Below are 17,591 nucleotides of genomic sequence, written 5' to 3'. Positions count from 1 at the left end.
GCTCCGCGCAGGCCATAGGCAACTGGGTTTCCCCATGGGAGGTGCGGCGCGACATGACCTGGACCGAGCTGTTCGACGCGGCGTTCCTGCGGGATGTCCTGGCCGCCGTTCTGGCGATCGCGCTGGGCGTCTGGCTGCCGGCCCTGTTCGCGTTCCGCCGATTCCGCACCCGCCAGTGGTGGGAGAAAAAGGCCGCGTTCTACCAGGAGGTGATCGCCGTTCTGGGCAATCTCAAGCGGCTGGAGGATCGCGACCTGCAGGACGAGATGGACGGGCGCGACCCGGGCGACGACCACCGCGCGCACGTTGCCTGGGACCACGAGGAGGCCAACCAGCACTTGCGCCGCCTGTCGAACGAGGGCGTGTTCCTGCTGTCGCGGGACAGCCAGGATGTGCTTGCGCGTTATTTCCGAGATATCGCGCTGGCCATTGGCAAGGAGACCCTGCGCGACAGGTTGATCTTTCGCGCCGAGGTGACCAATGACGCGCTGATGGACGTGATCGCGGCGGCAAGGACGGATCTGGGGGTGCGCGAATGATGTCGGACCTGATCGACGACGACGGCCCGGGCGGCAACGCGCCCGAATTCACCGTGTCCGAGATTTCCGGGGCGGTCAAACGCACCATCGAGGGCGCTTTCACCCATATCCGCGTGCGCGGCGAGGTGGGGCGCGTCAGCCGGCCGCGTTCGGGGCATATCTATCTGGATCTCAAGGACGACCGGAACGTGTTGGCCAGCGTGATCTGGAAGGGGGTCGCGGGGCGGCTGGCCACCCAGCCCGAGGAAGGGATGGAGGTGGTCGCGACCGGGCGGCTGACGACCTTTGGCGGGCAATCGCGCTACCAGATGGTGATCGAGGATATCGCGCCGGCGGGTGTCGGCGCGCTGATGGCGATGCTGGAAAAGCGCAAGGCGGCGCTGGCCGCCGAGGGGCTGTTCGCGGCCGAGCGCAAGCAGGCGCTGCCCTATCTGCCGGAGGTGATCGGGGTGGTGACCTCGCCCTCGGGGGCGGTGATCCGCGACATCCTGCACCGGCTGCGCGACCGCTTCCCGCGCAAGGTGCTGATCTGGCCCGTGGCGGTGCAGGGCGCGGCCTGCGCGCCCGAGGTGGCGCGCGCGATCCGCGGTTTCAACGCGCTGACGCCCGGCGGCGCGCTGCCCCGGCCCGACCTGCTGATCGTGGCGCGCGGCGGCGGCAGCCTGGAGGATTTGTGGGGCTTCAACGAGGAAATCGTCGTCCGCGCGGCGGCCGAGTCGAAAATCCCCCTGATTTCCGCCGTGGGCCACGAAACCGATACCACGCTGATCGACTTCGCCGCCGACCGCCGCGCGCCCACGCCCACGGCGGCGGCCGAGATGGCGGTGCCGGTGCGCCTGGAACTGATGGCCTGGGTCGACGGGCAGGAGGCGCGGCGATCGCGCGCGATCGCGCGGGCGTTGCAGCAGCGCCGCCAGCGGTTGGCGGACCTGTCGCGCGCGCTGCCGCGCCCGGCCTCGCTGGTCGAGGCGGCGGCGCAGCGGCTGGACCGCGCGGGCGAACGGTTGCCCGCCGCGCTGAAGGCCCGCATCAGCCGCGAAAAGCTGCGCCTGTCCGAGGCGGGCGCGGCGTTGCGCCCGGCGCTGCTGCGCCGCCGGATCACCGACGAGGCGCGGCGGCTGGAGGATCGCGCGGGGCGCGTGCGCCCGGCGCTGTCGCGATTGATCCGCGCCCGCCGGGCCGAACTGGACGCGCGCGCCGCGCGCATCCGCCCCGAGGCGGTCGCCCGCCAGATCGAGGCGCGCGGCAAGGCGCTTGACGCGCTGGACCGGCGCCTGGCGGCGGCGCTGCGGGCCGGTCTGGACCGCCGCCGCACGCGGCTGGATGCGCTGGAGCGGGTGCGCCAGGGGTTGAGCTACGAGGAAACGCTGAAACGTGGCTATGCGGTGATCCGCGGCGACGGGCAGGTGGTCACCACCAAGCGCGCCGCCGAGACGGCCGCGGCGCTGGAGATCGAGTTCCGCGATGGCCGCCTGTCCGTTGCGGCGGGCGGGACGGAGGGCAAGGCGCCCAGGCGCCCCCGCGGGTCCGGTGGCAAGAAGCCGGAGCAGGGCACGCTGTTCTGAACCGGGCGGCCGGGGGTCAGACGCCGACCTCGGGGCCGGTGCAGACCAGCGGTTCGCGGCTTTGGTTCACTTCGACCAACTCGGTCGCGGCCGGGTCGTTCTCGAACCGCGCCATCAGCCCCGTGGAGGAGCGGTAAAAGCTCCAGCATTGGGGGTCGTCGGGGTCGTGATCGTAGCGAAAGCAGATCTGGCCCGCGGATTCGTACCAGACCCCCTGGGTGCATTCGCCGTCGAGAAACGTCCAGATCACCCGCCGCCCGGACAGGTATTGTTCCGCCCCGTAGGCCTGGCCTCGGGTCGCGTAGAACAGCGTCTTGCCGGTGGAATAGCGGTCGAACTCGTCCGCGGTCATCGGCTGGGGTTCGGCCGCGGGGACAGGCGCGGCCAGCGCCGCAAGCAGGGGCAGGGCGGTCAGCAGGGGACGCATGCGTGATCCTTCCGGGTCAATCCGGCACCGAGTCTGCCAGAGCGGATGCGGAATGGCCAGCGTCGCGGGGTGCGGCGGCGGGCGGCATGGTGTGGGCGGCCCGTGGCGGCGCAGGATGGGCGTGGCACGGGAAGGGGCGGCCCCTTCCAAATCCCGCCGTTTGCGCATAGGTCAAGGCAGGGTCCGGCAGGAGGCGACATGGCGTTCTTCAAAAAGCTCAGGGACAAGCTGCGAAAGTCTTCCTCGAAGATCGAGGAAGGGCTTGAGGCCATCGTGCGCGAGGGCGGCGAGGCAGAGGAAGTCGAGGTCACCGAGACCGCGGCGCCGCCTGCCGACCAGCGCCCCGAGCGCCGCGACGCCCCGCCCGCCGCCGCGCCCGATGCGCCCGATGCGCCCGCAACGGCCCCGCTGGTGCTGGGTGCCGCCCATGCGGTGAAATCGCTTGCCGAGCCGATGCCCGGCCCGCCCGCGCAACTGCCCGAGATCGCCCGCGATCCCGTCGAGGCCAGCCCCCCCGCCGCGCCCGTGACGCCGCCGCTTGAGGAGACCGCGCCCGAGATCCCGGAGGTCGAGACGCCGGATACGGAACCCGCCCCGCCGGAGCCCGCAAAACCGCCGCGCGACGATGACGCGGGCCCCGCGCAGGAGGCGCAAGCCCCCCCCGCCGACCCGGTTCCGTCAGAGGCGGAGGCCGATGCGCCGCCCGCCGAACCACCCGTGCCCGCCGCCCGGAACGACGCGCCGCCCGCGGCGGGGTGGGCCCCCGCACCGGCCTGGCCGCCGGCCAGCGCGCCCGAGCCCGAACCGCCCGTGGCCACCCCGTCCGAGGAACCTGCCGCCGCGACCGGCTGGCCGATGGCCGGGGACGCCGCGCCGGTCCCGCCCTCCGACGATACATCTATTGACGGACGGCCCCGGGCCGAGGCACCCCAAACGACGCCGGAGCCGGAGCCAATTGCCGATGCCGCCGGTGCAGAGGATCAGGGCCGGGCGGACGTCCAGCCATATGTCGAATCCCGGCCCGAGCCCGAACCCGAGCCCATGCCGGAACCCGAGCCGGAGCCGATCCCTGCGCCGGAGCCTGAACCGGAACCTGAACCCGAGCCCCTGCCCGAACCGGAACCCGCGCCGATCCCGGAGCCGGAGCCTGAACCGGAGCGTCCGTCGGAACCTGCGCCGGAACCGGAGCCCGAACCGCACCCCCAGCCGGAGCCTGAACCGAAGCCCGAGCCAGTGAACGTGCCGACCGCGCCCTCGGAACTGCCCCCCGCCGCCCCGCCGGAACTGCCCGTCCCGCCCGCCGAGGTCCCGGAGCCGGCGCCAGGCGAACTGCCGCCCGCCGGGCCGGTCGAGATGCCCTATGACAGGGGCGCCTCGCCGCTGGAGTCGCTGGAACGGGGCGGTATCGAGGAGATCGTCGAAGAGGTCGAGGAAGAGGCGCCGCGCCGCGGCTTTCTCGGCCGGATGCTTGGCCGCACGGTGCGCAAGAAGACGGTGATTCGGCGCGAGCTGGACGACGACATGCTGGAAAGCCTGGAGGAGTTGCTGATCACCGCCGACATGGGCGTCGATACGGCGATGCGGGTCACCGCGAACATGGCCGAGGGCCGGTTCGGCAAGCGGCTGTCGGTGGACGAGATCAAGGGGCTGCTGGCCCACGAGATCACCCAGATCATGGACCCGGTCGCGCGGCCCATGCCGCTGTATCCGAAGAAACCGCAGGTGGTGCTGGTGGTCGGCGTCAACGGGTCGGGCAAGACCACGACCATCGGCAAGCTGGCCAGCCAGTTCCGCGCCGCCGGCAAGTCGGTGATCATCGCCGCGGGCGATACGTTCCGCGCCGCCGCTGTCGAACAGCTTCAGGTCTGGGGCGACCGGGCGGGCGTGCCGGTGATGACCGCACCCGAAGGCGCGGACCCGGCCAGCCTGGCCTTCGATGCGATGGCGCGGGCCGAGGCAGAGGGCGCCGACCTGCTGATGATCGACACGGCGGGGCGTTTGCAGAACCGCGCCGACCTGATGGCCGAGCTGGAAAAGATCGTGCGCGTCATCCGCAAGCGCGACGAGACCGCGCCGCACAACACGCTTTTGGTTCTGGATGCGACGACCGGGCAGAACGCGCTGAGCCAGGTCGAGATCTTCCAGAAGCTGGCCGATGTTTCGGGGCTGGTGATGACCAAGCTGGACGGCACCGCCAAGGGGGGCGTTCTGGTGGCGCTGGCCGACAAGTTCGGCCTGCCGATCCACGCCATCGGGGTGGGCGAACAGATCGACGACCTGGCCCCCTTCGAACCCGAGGAATTCGCCCGCGCGCTGGCGGGGATCGATGGTTGAAGTCCCGGAAAGGCCCGCCAGCCCGGAGGAATGCCCGGCGCTGCGGCAGGTTGCGGGGGTGTCCGGCTTTCGCCTTGCCTTTGCCCGGGGCGGGCCTGGCGACAGGCTGTTCGATGCGTGGCTGCGCGCGGGCGGGCGGCTGGCCGATCCCGGGGCCGAACGGCTTTTTGAAAAGGCAGGCTTCGCCGTCCGCCCCGGGATGGCGCAATTCCCGTGATGGCCGATTGGGTAGCGAGTATCGAGGGCACCGAGGCGGGGCACCAGTTGGCGCTGATCCTGGCGCTGTCGGCGGCGGTCCTGCACGCGGTGTTCGGCGCGTTGCAGAAGGGGCGGCACGACCCGTGGCTGTCGCGCGGGGCGATCGACTTTTCCTATGGCGCGATGGCCGCGCCCGTGGCGCTGTTCGTGGTGCCCTGGCCGGAACCGCACATGTGGCCGATCTTCGGCGTCGTGTTCCTGATCCATCTCGGCTACAAGATCGCGCAGGGGTATACCTACACCAAGGGCGCCTACACGGTGGTCTACCCGGTGGTGCGCGGCACCGGGCCGCTGTTCACGGTGATCGGGGCCTACCTGCTGTTCGGCGAGGTGTTCACCCTGACACAGTGGCTGGGGGTGGGGGTGCTGCTGGCCGGCATCTTCGGGCTGGCGGCCTATAACCTGGTGCACTGGCAACTGGACCGCGACACGCTGAAACCGGCGCTGGCGCTGGCGGTGCTGACCGGGGGGTTCGTGGCGCTGTACACTACCTATGACGCCTATGGCATCCGGGCGACTGCCGACCCCTTCACGTTTCTGGCCTGGTTCTTCTTCATCGACGGGCTGACGGTGATGCCTTGGCTGGCCGCGGCGCGCTGGGCACGGATGACGCACCGGCCGACGCTGGGTCCGCTGATGGTGCGGGGCTTGGCCGGCGGGTTGGTGGCGTTCCTCAGCTTCGGCGCGGTGATGATGGCCACGCGGCTGGACAAGGTGGGCGAGGCGGCGGTGCTGCGCGAGACCTCGACCGTGTTCGCGGCGCTGATCGGCTGGCTGGTGCTGGGCGAGACGGTGGGACCGCGCAGGATGGCGCTGATGGCATTGATCGCGGCCGGTGCCGTGATCGTGGAAATGGGAGGCTGACAGGGCCGATGGCGGACAAGAAACCGATCAACCCGATCCTGAAACTGACGCTTGAGATCGGCCCCATCGCGGCCTTTTTCATCGCCTACCTGCGGCTGCGCGACCAGGTCTTTACCATCGGCGGCACCGAGTATGATGGCTTCGTGCTGGCGACGGCCGGGTTCATCCCGCTGATCCTGGTCACGACCGGCATCCTCTGGGCGCTGACCGGGCATATCTCGAAGATGCAGGTCGCGACCGCGGTTCTGGTCGTGGTTTTCGGCGGGCTGACCGTCTGGCTGAACGACGACCGGTTCTTCAAGATGAAGCCCACGATCATCTACGCGCTGTTTGCCGGCGTGCTGGGCGCGGGGCTGTTGCGCGGCCAGTCCTACCTGCAATTCGTGATGGAAGAGGTGATGCCGATGCAGCGCGTGGGCTGGATGATCCTGACCCGCAGGCTGGCGTTTTTCTTCGCCGCGCTCGCCGTGCTGAACGAGGTGATCTGGCGCACGATGTCCACCGACATGTGGGTGAATTTCAAGACCTTCGGCCTGACCATCGCGATCTTCGGCTTTTTCATGACCCAGGGCGCGCTGATCCAGAAATACGGCATCGAGGAAGAGAAGGACGACCAGGGCTGAGACCGGCCCCCGGCGATCAGCCCCGGCGGAACAGCATCGCCTGCGCCTTGCGATCCGTCGAAAGGTTTCCGCGCTTTTCGTTCGCCAGGGCGCGGCCCCGCTGCACCCCGGGCCTTGCGCCCACCTCGTCCAACCAGCGCGCCATGTGCGGCTTGTCCTCCAGCGTCTGTTGCTGACCCTCCCATAGGGTCGCCCAGGGCCAGATCGCCATGTCGGCGATGGAAAAGAACCCGCCCGCCACGAAGCGGTTCTTTGCCAGCTGTCGGTCGAGCACGCCGTAAAGCCGGGCGACCTCGGCGCGGTAGCGATCCTTGGCATAGGGCAGGTCCTGGGGCGGGTCCATTGCGGGGGCGTATTTCAGGAAGTGATGCGCCTGGCCCGCCATCGGGCCCAGCCCGCCCATCTGCCACATCAGCCATTCCTCGACCGCGATCCGGTCGCGCGCGCTTTCTCCGTGAAACCGCCCGGTCTTGCGCGCCAGGTACATCAGGATCGCACCCGACTCGAAGACCGAGACGGGGGCACCGTCCGGGCCGTCCGGATCGACGATGGCGGGCATCCGGTTGTTCGGCGCGATCTTCAGGAAGTCGGGGTCGAACTGGTCGCCCGCGCCGATATCCACCAGGTGAACCCGGTAGGGCAGGCCCATTTCTTCCAGCGCGATGGCGATCTTCCAGCCATTCGGCGTGGGCCAGTAGTACAGGTCGATCTCGGCGGGCATGGCGCGGTCCTTTCGACGGGGTCGCGCTTCAGGATGGGGCATTCCCCGCAAACGGCAAGGGCAACGGGCGCCGCGGCGGCGCCAGAAGCCGGGACCAGCGCGCCGGGCGGGCCGGCGGCAATCCCGCGCACAGGTTTTCGAAGGGCAGGGCGCCGCGGATCAGGGCGCGATACAGCGCCAGCATGCCGGGCCGCAGGTAGGGGCTCCAGTGACAGACCCGGCGCTCGGGGGGCGCGATCCGGTGGCCCATGGCGGCCAGCGCCTGTAGCGTGTCGGGGTCGTCGATGTGCAGGTCCAGCCAGCCCGGCGGCGCATCCTCCAGCCCGTGGCCCAGCGACCGGCCGCCACCACGGGCGGGCGCCAGCAGGGCTTCCAGCAACAGGTCGAACGGGTCGTTTTCGCGGCTGGTGACGTTCAGCACCCGCCCCCGGCGCCCGGCCGCGCTGTCCAGCGCCGCGCGGGCGCGGGGGGTGAACTCGGCCGGGGCCATCAGCACCGCGTGGTTCAGCGCGCCCGCCGGCATCTTGCCCATCGCCGTCAGCGCCACCCGCGCGCCCAGGGAATGGGCCAGGATATCGACGCTGCGGCCCGGCGCGCGGGTGGCGATCTGCTCCACCAGGCGGGCTAGCGCCGTGCCCGCCCGCGCCGCATTGTCATAGGCCTGCCAGATCGTCCCGTCCGATTCCCAACCGAAGGCGATGCACAACCCTTCGCCTGGGCCGGTGCCGGTAAACCCCAGCGCCCGCGGCCAGGACACCGCCCGCCGCCCGCCGGTTTCGGGGTTCAGTGCCAGGATATGGCGATGCGGGGTCTTGGCGGGTTGGCCCGGGCTGAACCGGAAGCCGTGGACCAGGACCGCGATCGGCGTCCCGCCGGGCAGCTCCGCCAGCGCCGTGTCCAGCTGAACGCCCAGAGGCGGCGCGCCGGGCAGCGGGCCGGGGCGGTCGGCCGTGGCATTGACGCGAACCAGGGGCATCGGGCAGGACCCACTACATCTTGTGGTGCAGAAGCGCAGGACCATACAACACCGGCATGAAAGCCCTGTTACACCTGCGTGACGCGGCTTGACGGCAACGCCTGTTGCGCGTAGGACGCCGCGCAGATCGTGGCGATTTGTTCACCGGATTGCGGGCCACGTTAAACATGCCGCTAAAGAGGTCAGGGTCGCACCCCCGACGTCTTGGACGGTGGGGGTTTTTCTTTGCGCGGGAGGGCGCGGATGAAACGGACCTGGAGCAAACGCACCGCGGCGGTGCATGGCGGCGCGCGCCGCAGCCAGTATGGCGAACTGTCCGAGGCGCTGTTCCTGACCCAGGGCTTCGACTACCCCAGCGCCGGGGCGGCCGAGGCGCGGTTCATCGAGGCGGGCCCCGACGAGTTCATCTATGCCCGCTACGGCAACCCCACCGTCGCCATGTTCGAGGACCGGCTGGCCGCGATCGAGGGCGCCGAGGCGGCCTTTGCCGCCGCGTCCGGCATGGCCGCGGTCAACGGCGCGCTGATGGCCAGCGTGAAATCGGGCGAGCGGGTTGTGGCCGCGCGCGCGCTGTTCGGGTCTTGCCTCTACATTCTGGAAGAGATCCTGCCGCGCTTCGGGGTCGAGGTGGCCTTCGTCGACGGCACCGACCTGGACCAGTGGCGCGCCGCGGTCACGCCCGGCACGCGCGCGGTGTTCTTCGAAACGGTCTCGAACCCCACGCTGGAGGTGATCGACACCGCCGCCGTGGCCGAGATCGCCCATGCGGCCGGGGCGACGGTGATCGTCGACAACGTCTTTGCCACGCCGGTTTTTTCGCGCGCGGTCGAACAGGGCGCCGACCTGGTGGTCTATTCCACGACCAAGCATGTCGACGGGCAGGGGCGGTGCCTGGGCGGGGCGATCCTGGGGCCGCGGGACGTCGTGCGGGGCCCGGTCGAAACCTACATGAAACATACCGGCGGGGCGATCAGCCCGTTCAACGCCTGGGTGATGCTGAAGGGGCTGGAGACGCTGGATTTGCGGGTGCGGGCCCAGGCGGCCAGCGCGCGGGCCATCGCCGAGGCGCTGGCGGGGGACGGGCATCTGGCGCGGGTGATCTATCCGGGCCTTCCGGGCCATCCGCAGCATGCGCTGTTCCCCGAGGGCGGCACGGTGCTGTCGGTCGAACTGGCGGGCGGCAAGGACGCGGCCTTCGCGATGCTGGACCGGCTGGATATCTGGAAGATCTCGAACAACCTGGGCGACGCCAAAAGCATCGCGACCCATCCGGCGACGACCACCCACCAGCGGCTGTCGGATGCGCGCAAGGCCGAACTGGGAATTGGGCCGGGGCTGGTGCGGCTCAGCGTCGGGCTGGAAGATCCCGACGACCTGATTGCCGACCTGAAGTCGGCGCTCACGGGGCTGTGAGCGACCGACCGCCGGCAAAACCGTCATTCGAAGTGGACATTCCCCGCGTGCCCCCCATCTTTAGGGTCCGTCGCAACGATGTGAAAGGGAGGGGGCGGCCGATGAACGTCCATAGTCGCGAGATCGAACGCAGCCCGGACCGCGAGGACGCGGAACGCGCGCTGGAGTTGTTGCGCCGCTGGGCGGATCGTGCCTCCGAGGCCGAACTGGCCGCGCTCGACCCCGGGCTGGCCGCGCTGTTGCCGGGGGGGCGCCCGGCGGGTGACTATCCCGTGCTCAGCCGCGACTATCCGCATGGCTTCGAGGCCGATGCCGCCTACAAGGCGACCATGCCCGACCTGCAGAACGGCCCGGCCAGCCTGATCCGTGGCTCGCGCCGCCCGATCCAGCATGTCGGTATTTCCAACTTTCGACTGCCGATAAGGTTCCACACCCGCGACAACGGCGATCTGACGCTGGAGACCTCGGTGACCGGCACCGTCAGCCTGGAGGCCGAGAAGAAGGGCATCAACATGTCGCGCATCATGCGCAGCTTTTATGCCCATGCCGAACGGACGTTCAGTTTCGAGGTGATCGAGGCGGCGCTGGAAAGCTACAAGTCGGACCTTGAAAGTTTCGACGCGCGCATCCTGATGCGGTTTTCCTTCCCGATGAAAATGCGGTCGCTGCGCTCGGGGCTTGACGGGTTCCAATATTACGACTTTGCGCTGGAACTGGTCGAACAGGCGGGCGTGGCCAAGAAGATCATGCACATGGACTATGTGTATTCGTCCACCTGCCCGTGCTCGCTTGAACTTTCTGAACATGCCCGGCGCGAGCGGGGCCAGCTGGCCACGCCGCATTCGCAGCGGTCGGTGGCGCGTATCTCGGTCGCGCTCGATCCCGATGCGCCCTGTCTGTGGTTCGAGGACCTGATCGAACTTTGCCGTTCCGCGGTGCCGACCGAAACGCAGGTGATGGTGAAACGCGAGGACGAACAGGCCTTTGCGGAACTGAACGCCGCGCACCCGATCTTTGTCGAGGATGCCGCGCGGCTGTTCTGCGAAGCGCTGGAACGCGACCCCCGGATCGGCGATTTCCGGGTCATCGCCAGCCACCAGGAAAGCCTGCACAGCCATGACGCGGTCAGCGTTCTGACCGAGGGGCCGACCTTTGCTGCGGAAAGCCTGGACCCGAAACTGTTCGCCACGCTGATCCACCGGGGCTGAGCGGCCGCTTGACAGGCGCGCGCGGCGCGGACAAGCCTGCGCGTCATGTTGGACCTGCGCCCCGTCGGATATGTCGTCGGCCTGTTGGTGGCCGTGCTTGGCGCCACCATGCTGGTGCCGATGGTGTTCGACATGGTGCGGGGCGATCCGAACTGGTCGGCCTTCCTGGAGTCGGCGTTGATCACGGGTCTGATCGGCGGGCTCATCGCGCTGTCCTGCGCCAATGGCGTCGAGGATCGGCTGACATTGCAGCAGACCTTTTTCCTGACCACGGGCGTCTGGGTGGCGCTGCCGGTCTTCGGCGCGCTGCCCTTCGTGCTGGGCGCGCCCGAAGCGCGCACGGTCGATGCCTTTTTCGAGGCGATGTCGGGGCTGACCACCACCGGGTCCACGGTGTTCACGGGGCTGGACGCGCTGCCCCATGGCACGCTGTTATGGCGGTCGATGCTGCAATGGTTCGGCGGCATCGGCATCATCGTTGTCGCGATGGCCTTTCTGCCCGAACTGCGGGTCGGCGGCATGCAGATTTTCCGGTCCGAGGCATTCGATACCTCGGGCAAGGTGCTGCCCCGCGCGGTCGAGATCGCGTCCCAGATCTCGGTGATCTACCTGGCACTGACGGTGGCCTGCGCGCTGAGCTATTCGGCGGTGGGGCTGGGGCCGTTCGACGCGCTGAACCATGCGCTGACCAGCATGTCGACGGGCGGCTTTTCCACGCATGACGCGTCCTTCGGGGTGTTCCAGGGGGCGCCGGAATACGTGGCCTCGGTCTACATGATCCTCGCCAGCCTGCCCTTCGTGCGTTACGTGCAGCTTCTGGCCGGTACCGCGCGCCCGCTGCTGCAGGACAGCCAGGTCTGGACCTACCTGGGGATCATCGCCACCCTCGTCGTGGTGATCGCGGCCTACCGGGTTGTGATCAACGGCGACCATTACGAACACGCCTTCCGCGAGGGGGTGTTCAACGTGACCTCGATCATTTCCGGCACGGGCTATGCCAGCGTCGACTATCAGCTGTGGGGCGCCTTCCCGGTGATCCTGTTCTTCTTCATCGGGCTGATCGGGGGGTGCTCGGCCTCGACCGCGTGTTCGATCAAGGTATTCCGCTACCAGATCCTGTTCTCGGCGATCCGGGTGCAGATCAAGGCGATCCACGCGCCCCACGGGTTGTTCCAGCCGCGGTTCAACGGCCGGCCGGTGGACGAGGACGTGCTGTCCTCGGTCACGTCGTTCTTCGTGTTCTTCGTGGTGACGCTGGGTCTGACATCGGTGTTGCTCAGCGCGACGGGGCTGGATGCCACGACAGCGCTGTCGGGGGCGGCGACGGCGCTGGGCAATATCGGCCCGGGCCTTGGCGAGCAGATCGGCCCGTCCGGCAATTTCGCCGGGCTGAACGACTCGGCGAAATGGATCCTCAGCGTGGCGATGCTGATCGGGCGGCTGGAACTGCTTGTCGTCTTCGCGATCCTGACCGTGCAGTTCTGGCGGGTCTGACGGGGTGGGCCGCCGGGGCGGCGGCCCGACGCCTCAGTTCCAGCAGGAAACCGGCACCGTCATGTCGGCCGCGCGCCGGGTCAGCGCGGCGGGCGGCAGCGCCCCCTCGGCCTCGGCGGTGCGCATCTCGACGCCGTTCGCCGACAGGAACGCCCCGATCGCGGCCACATCGGCGGCATAGCGCACGTTCTGGGGCAGTTGGCGCGCGCCTTCCCCCGGGGCCAGCAGCACGCCGAGCACCGCGCCCGCCGCGTCCAGCACCGGCCCGCCGGTATCGCCGGGCAGCGCCTCGATCTCCAGCCGCGCGACGGCGTCCTGGCCGTCCAGACCTGTCAGGTCGGCAAGCGTGCCGTAGGTCAGCACCGGCAGGTCCAGCACCTCGCCATAGGAAAAGCCCGCCACCGCCACGTCCGAGCGCAGGCGCGGCACCCGGGCCTGGAAGCTGGCATATTCGATCGGCGCCAGCGCGACCGAGGGTTTCAGCACCGCCAGCCCCAACGCCGGGTCGCTGGCGGTCAGCGTCACGTCGACATCGTGGCCGATGGTGATCCGGTTGCACGCGGTCAGCCCGGTGGTCGTGGTCAGGACCGTGCCCGCACCGTCGATGAAAAAGCCCGAGTGGGTCGCGTCGGGCTGGCGGATTTCCAGCCCGGACAGCATGTCGGCGCGCTGGTCGGCGCTGGCCTCGCCCAGGGTTTCGTCCAGCGCGACGTTCGGCACCGAATCGAGCGTTTCGCGCATCGTCATCGCGGCCCGCATCATCAGCTTTTCGTCCTCGGTGGGCGGCCAGACCAGGGTAAAGCCCTTGACCGCGCCGCCGATCAGCCGTGCATAGGTATAGGATTGCAGCCGCGCGTTCTGTCCGGCCAGCGTGAAGGACGTGGTGTTCCGTTCCCGCGTGCCCCCCAGCGGCACGATTTCCAGCGTCTGCATGATGTCGTACAGCCCGTACAGCGTCGCCTGGTCGCCGCGCTGGCTGATCAGCAGGGCGCGCACGCCGCTGTCACCCCTGGCGCGGTAGTGCACGAAGGGCGGTTCGTAGCGGTCGAATTCCACCAGGCCAAGGGGCATCTCAATGCGGATGCCGGCCTCGCGTTCGTCGATGGGCTGCATGCCCAGCCGGGCGATCTCGGCGCGGTAGGCGCCGACCAGCTCCTCGCGCTGGCGCGTGGTCAGAACGCCGGTCGGTTCATATCCCAGCGCGGCCTGCCAATCGGCCATGGCGCGCCGCGTGCCGGGGCCGAAGGCGGCGTCGATCGCCTGGGCATAGAACCCTTCCCATTGCAGCGCGGTTTGGATCAGGGCGCGCCCGTCCCGGTCGAGCGCGCGTTCGGATTGGCGTGCCTCGGCCGGGGTTTCGTCGGGCAGCGGTTGAAGGGGGGCCGCGGCCCGGGTTTCGGGGGCGGGCGTCGCCGTTGGCACGGGGGTGCGCAGTTCGGCGCCCACGGGCCAGACCTGCTGGCGGAAATCGGCCCCGTCCGAGATGAAGCTGTCGCGCGGGATCGCGCCTTGTGCGCGCATCGTCCGAAGTGCGGCGTTCGCCTCGGGTTCGGCATAGGGGCCCAGCGCGATGGAATACCATCCCGACGCGATCCGGAAGGCGCCGACATTCGGCAATGTGCCGGCATAGGTGCGGGCGCGCTCCTCGGCTTCGCGCAGCGTGGGATGCGCCTCGATCTGAAGCCAGACCCGATCCTGTGCCCCGGCGGGCAGGGCGGCGGCGATCACGAGCAGCAGGATGGTTGCAAGTCTCTTCATAAGTCCCGGAATCCCCGACAATCCTTAACGTTGCCCTTAAGGGCGAATCTTCCGCCGACCCTACCAAAGCCTCGGGTCAATGCACGACAAACATCGGTCTTTCGTGCAGGTTCGATTGACCCTGTTGCATCGCTTGCCTATTGAAGCTGCGTTTCCCACCGCCAAGAGGGGCCAGCCGCGCCATGACCCAAGCCAGACCCAGGAGTTTCCAGGAGATCATCCTGCGGCTTCAGGACTATTGGGCCGGCAAGGGCTGTGCGGTCCTGCAACCCTATGACATGGAGGTGGGGGCGGGTACCTTTCACCCGGCGACCACGCTGCGGTCGCTGGGCTCGCGGCCCTGGGCTGCGGCCTATGTCCAGCCCTCGCGCCGTCCGACCGACGGGCGCTATGGCGAGAACCCGAACCGGTTGCAGCACTATTACCAGTTCCAGGTGCTGATCAAACCGTCGCCCCCCGACCTGCAGGAACTCTATCTCGGCTCGCTTGCGGCCATCGGCATCGACTTCGACTATCACGACATCCGCTTCGTCGAGGATGACTGGGAAAGCCCGACGCTGGGCGCCTGGGGCCTGGGCTGGGAGGTCTGGTGCGACGGGATGGAGGTCAGCCAGTTCACCTATTTCCAACAGGTCGGGGGGCATGACTGCCACCCGGTCTCGGGCGAGCTGACCTATGGGCTGGAACGGCTGGCGATGTATGTGCTGGGCATCGACCACGTGATGGAGATGCCGTTCAACGCCCCCGATGCGCCGATCCCGCTGACATACGGTGACGTGTTCCGCCAGACCGAAGAGGAATACTCGCGCTGGAACTTCGACGTGGCCGATACCGAGAAGTTGTTGCACTTCTTCGAGGCGGCGGAAGCCGAATGCCAGCGCATCCTCGACCACCCGCAAGTGGACCCGCGGTCGGGCAAGCGGATCATCATGGTGCACCCCGCCTATGACCAGTGCATCAAGGCCAGCCATTTCTTCAACCTGCTGGACGCGCGCGGCGTGATTTCCGTGACCGAGCGGCAGGCCTATATCGGGCGGGTGCGCGCGCTGGCCAAGCGCTGCGCGGACGCCTTCGTCGAGACCAATGCCGGCGGCTGGACGGCCGACGCCCCCGCCGCGGCTGACTAGGAACACCCCATGCCCGACCTTCTGATCGAGCTTTTCTCCGAGGAAATCCCCGCGCGGATGCAGGCCGATGCCCGCGAGGCGCTGAAAAAGCGCGTCACCGACGGGCTGGTCGAGTCGGGGCTGACCTATGCCCATGCCCGCGCCTGGTCGACGCCGCGCCGGCTGACGCTGGCCATCGAGGGGCTGTCGGCACAAAGCCCGGACGTGCGCGAGGAACGCAAGGGCCCGCGCACCGATGCACCAGAAAAGGCGCTGGAGGGGTTCCTGCGGTCCACCGGCCTGACCAAGGATCAACTTGAGGCACGGGACGACAAGAAGGGGCAGGTCTGGTTCGCCATCATCGAGAAACCCGGGCGCCCGGCAGCCGGGATCGTCGCCGAGGTGCTGGAGGCCACGATCCGCAATTTCCCCTGGCCCAAGTCGATGCGCTGGGGCGCGGGGGCCATGCGCTGGGTCCGGCCGCTGCATTCCATCCTGTGCGTCCTGTCCGACGAGGCCGGCACGCAGGTGGTGCCGCTGGAAATCGATGGCATCCGCGCGGGCGACGAAACCCGCGGCCACCGCTTCATGGCGCCGGGGCCGATCAGGGTCACGGGGATCGAGGATTACCAGGTCAAGCTGAAGCGCGCCAAGGTCATGCTGGACCAGGACGAGCGCGCCGAGCATATCTGGCACGCGGCCACCAACGCCGCCTTTGCCAGCGGGCTGGAAGTGGTCGAGGACAAGGGTCTTCTGGCCGAGGTCGCGGGCCTGGTGGAATGGCCCGTGGTGCTGATGGGCAAGATCGGCGAGGCGTTCCTGGACCTGCCCGCCGAGGTCTTGCAGACCTCGATGAAGGAGCACCAGAAGTTCTTTTCGGTGCGCGATCCGAAATCGGGCCGCATCGTGCGTTTCGTCACGGTGGCGAACCGCGAGACCCCCGATGAGGGCGAAACCATCCTGAAGGGGAACGGAAAGGTGCTGGCCGCGCGGCTGTCGGATGCGGCGTTCTTCTGGTCCAACGACCTGGCCGTGGCGCGCGCGGGCATGCAGGACTGGATCGACTCGCTGGGCCAGGTCACGTTCCAGCGCGAGCTGGGCAGCCAGGCCGCCCGCATCGACCGCATCGCCAACCTTGCGCGCGAGATCGCGCCCATCGTCGGCGCCGATCCCGACACCGCCGAACGTGCGGCGCGGGTGGCCAAGGCCGATCTTGCCTCGGAAATGGTCTACGAGTTCCCCGAACTTCAGGGCACCATGGGCCGCTACTACGCCCAGGCCGCCGGGATGGCACCCGAGATCGCCGAGGCCTGCGAGATGCATTACAAGCCGCTGGGCCCCGCGGATGATCTGCCCCGACACCCGGTCTCCATCGCCGTGGCGCTGGCCGACAAGCTGGACACGCTGGCCGGGTTCTGGGCCATCGACGAGAAGCCCACCGGGTCCAAGGACCCGTTCGCGCTGCGCCGGGCCGCGCTGGGGGTGATCCGCATCGTGCTGGGCCATGACCTGCGGATCGGGCTTCAGGCGGTTCTGAACAGGCACCTTCTGGTGCACGTGATCGCGCTGAACCTCGACACTGCCGAAGAGCGCGAGGTCTACGTGCTGGAGCAGATGGTCGACGAGATCGCCCGCCACGGCGTTTTCGGCGCGGCCTTCCACGCGGTGATCGACAAGCTGGCCCAAGGCGACACGGCGCCCGCGATCGCCGAGGGCAGCTGGCTGGCCCGCATGCGTCAGCACCTGCCCGCGCTTGGCGACGACCTGATGGCGTTCTTCCATGACCGGCTCAAGGTCCACCTGCGCGGCGAGGGCATCCGCCACGACGTGATCGACGCCTGTCTGGCCACGCCGAACGCCGATGACCTGACCCTTCTGGTGCGCCGGGCCGAGGCGCTGGACGCGGTGCTGAAGACCGAGGATGGCGAGAACCTGGTGCAGGGGTTCAAGCGGGCCAACAACATCCTGACCCAGGCCGAGGCGAAGGACGGGGTCGAATACAGCTTTGGCGCGGATCCGAAATTCGCCGAGGATGCCACCGAAACCGTCCTGTTCACCGCGCTGGATACCGCGGAGGCGGCGATCGGCCCGGCGCTGGAGGCCGAGGATTTCGCCACCGCGATGGCCGCGATGGCGGCGCTGCGCGGGCCGATCGACGCCTTTTTCGACACGGTCCAGATCAACACCGACAACGAGATCGTGCGCCGCAACCGCCTGAACCTTTTGCACCGGATCCGTGCGACCTGCCTGCAACTTGCCGACCTGACCCGCATCGAGGGTTCGTAGCGTTTCCACAAGCTTCGCT

The 17,591-nt window shown here is 68.9% G+C and carries 15 protein-coding genes and 1 riboswitch; of the genes, 11 read left to right on the top strand and 4 right to left on the bottom strand.

What is annotated here, in order from left to right; all coding sequences use genetic code 11:
• Positions 1-53: 53 nt before the first annotated feature.
• Complete coding sequence (locus EV662_RS05195; RefSeq protein ID WP_132461070.1) at positions 54-539, top strand: hypothetical protein; 486 nt, start codon at positions 54-56, stop codon at positions 537-539.
• Positions 539-2,104 carry an exodeoxyribonuclease VII large subunit gene (gene xseA / locus EV662_RS05190; protein ID WP_132461069.1) on the top strand — a complete coding sequence of 522 codons (1,566 nt, stop codon included), beginning with the start codon at positions 539-541 and terminating at the stop codon, positions 2,102-2,104. Before EV662_RS05195 ends, xseA begins: the two co-directional genes overlap by 1 nt.
• Positions 2,105-2,120: 16 nt before the next feature.
• Here xseA and EV662_RS05185 read toward each other — a convergent pair whose 3' ends face one another.
• A complete protein-coding gene (locus EV662_RS05185) occupies positions 2,121-2,531 on the bottom strand; it encodes a hypothetical protein (protein WP_132461068.1) in 411 nt (136 codons plus the stop codon).
• Positions 2,532-3,572: 1,041 nt separating this feature from the next.
• On the opposite strand from EV662_RS05185, the gene ftsY reads away from it, so the two are divergent.
• Genes ftsY through EV662_RS05165 form a run of 4 tightly spaced genes read left to right on the top strand, consistent with a single transcriptional unit; the run spans position 3,573 to position 6,610 of the window.
• The gene (gene ftsY / locus EV662_RS05180; protein WP_425056994.1) at positions 3,573-4,865 is read left to right on the top strand and encodes a signal recognition particle-docking protein FtsY; all 1,293 of its coding nucleotides are present in this window, start codon (positions 3,573-3,575) and stop codon (positions 4,863-4,865) included.
• A complete protein-coding gene (locus EV662_RS05175; RefSeq protein ID WP_132461067.1) occupies positions 4,858-5,082 on the top strand; it encodes a hypothetical protein in 225 nt (74 codons plus the stop codon). The genes ftsY and EV662_RS05175 overlap by 8 nt, the downstream gene beginning before the upstream one ends.
• A complete protein-coding gene (locus EV662_RS05170) occupies positions 5,082-5,987 on the top strand; it encodes an EamA family transporter (RefSeq protein WP_132461066.1) in 906 nt (301 codons plus the stop codon). The genes EV662_RS05175 and EV662_RS05170 overlap by 1 nt, the downstream gene beginning before the upstream one ends.
• Positions 5,988-5,995: 8 nt before the next feature.
• Positions 5,996-6,610 carry an inner membrane-spanning protein YciB gene (locus tag EV662_RS05165; protein ID WP_132461065.1) on the top strand — a complete coding sequence of 205 codons (615 nt, stop codon included), beginning with the start codon at positions 5,996-5,998 and terminating at the stop codon, positions 6,608-6,610.
• A gap of 16 nt (positions 6,611-6,626) precedes the next feature.
• On the opposite strand, the gene EV662_RS05160 is transcribed toward EV662_RS05165, so the two are convergent.
• Positions 6,627-7,331: a glutathione S-transferase N-terminal domain-containing protein gene (locus EV662_RS05160; RefSeq protein ID WP_132461064.1), complete on the bottom strand. Its 705-nt coding sequence runs from the start codon at positions 7,329-7,331 to the stop codon at positions 6,627-6,629.
• A 28-nt stretch (positions 7,332-7,359) separates the two neighbouring features.
• The gene (locus EV662_RS05155; protein WP_165915524.1) at positions 7,360-8,307 is read right to left on the bottom strand and encodes an alpha/beta hydrolase; all 948 of its coding nucleotides are present in this window, start codon (positions 8,305-8,307) and stop codon (positions 7,360-7,362) included.
• Positions 8,308-8,426: 119 nt separating this feature from the next.
• Positions 8,427-8,505, top strand: a riboswitch (SAM riboswitch).
• Between the two features lie 45 nt (positions 8,506-8,550).
• Between EV662_RS05155 and metZ the strand changes: the two genes are divergently transcribed.
• The 3 genes from metZ (at position 8,551) to EV662_RS05140 (ending at position 12,422) form a co-directional block, all read left to right on the top strand.
• Positions 8,551-9,720: an O-succinylhomoserine sulfhydrylase gene (gene metZ, locus EV662_RS05150; RefSeq protein ID WP_132461062.1), complete on the top strand. Its 1,170-nt coding sequence runs from the start codon at positions 8,551-8,553 to the stop codon at positions 9,718-9,720.
• Positions 9,721-9,821: 101 nt separating this feature from the next.
• Complete coding sequence (gene folE2 / locus EV662_RS05145; protein ID WP_132461061.1) at positions 9,822-10,928, top strand: GTP cyclohydrolase FolE2; 1,107 nt, start codon at positions 9,822-9,824, stop codon at positions 10,926-10,928.
• A 45-nt stretch (positions 10,929-10,973) separates the two neighbouring features.
• Positions 10,974-12,422, top strand: a complete 1,449-nt coding sequence (locus EV662_RS05140; protein WP_132461060.1) for a TrkH family potassium uptake protein — start codon at positions 10,974-10,976, stop codon at positions 12,420-12,422.
• 33 nt (positions 12,423-12,455) lie between these two features.
• Here the strand turns inward: EV662_RS05140 and EV662_RS05135 are convergent, their stop codons facing one another.
• A complete protein-coding gene (locus tag EV662_RS05135) occupies positions 12,456-14,180 on the bottom strand; it encodes a serine protease (protein WP_132461059.1) in 1,725 nt (574 codons plus the stop codon).
• Positions 14,181-14,362: 182 nt separating this feature from the next.
• Between EV662_RS05135 and EV662_RS05130 the strand changes: the two genes are divergently transcribed.
• Both EV662_RS05130 and glyS read left to right on the top strand, forming a co-directional pair.
• Complete coding sequence (locus EV662_RS05130; RefSeq protein ID WP_132461058.1) at positions 14,363-15,307, top strand: glycine--tRNA ligase subunit alpha; 945 nt, start codon at positions 14,363-14,365, stop codon at positions 15,305-15,307.
• A gap of 9 nt (positions 15,308-15,316) precedes the next feature.
• Positions 15,317-17,572, top strand: coding sequence for a glycine--tRNA ligase subunit beta (gene glyS, locus EV662_RS05125; protein WP_132461057.1), 2,256 nt, complete (start codon positions 15,317-15,319; stop codon positions 17,570-17,572).
• Positions 17,573-17,591 lie beyond the last annotated feature (19 nt).

Origin of the sequence: Rhodovulum marinum (genome assembly GCF_004343075.1) — a bacterium.
GTDB lineage: Bacteria > Pseudomonadota > Alphaproteobacteria > Rhodobacterales > Rhodobacteraceae > Rhodovulum > Rhodovulum marinum.
This window is presented reverse-complemented; position numbering and strand designations above follow the sequence as displayed.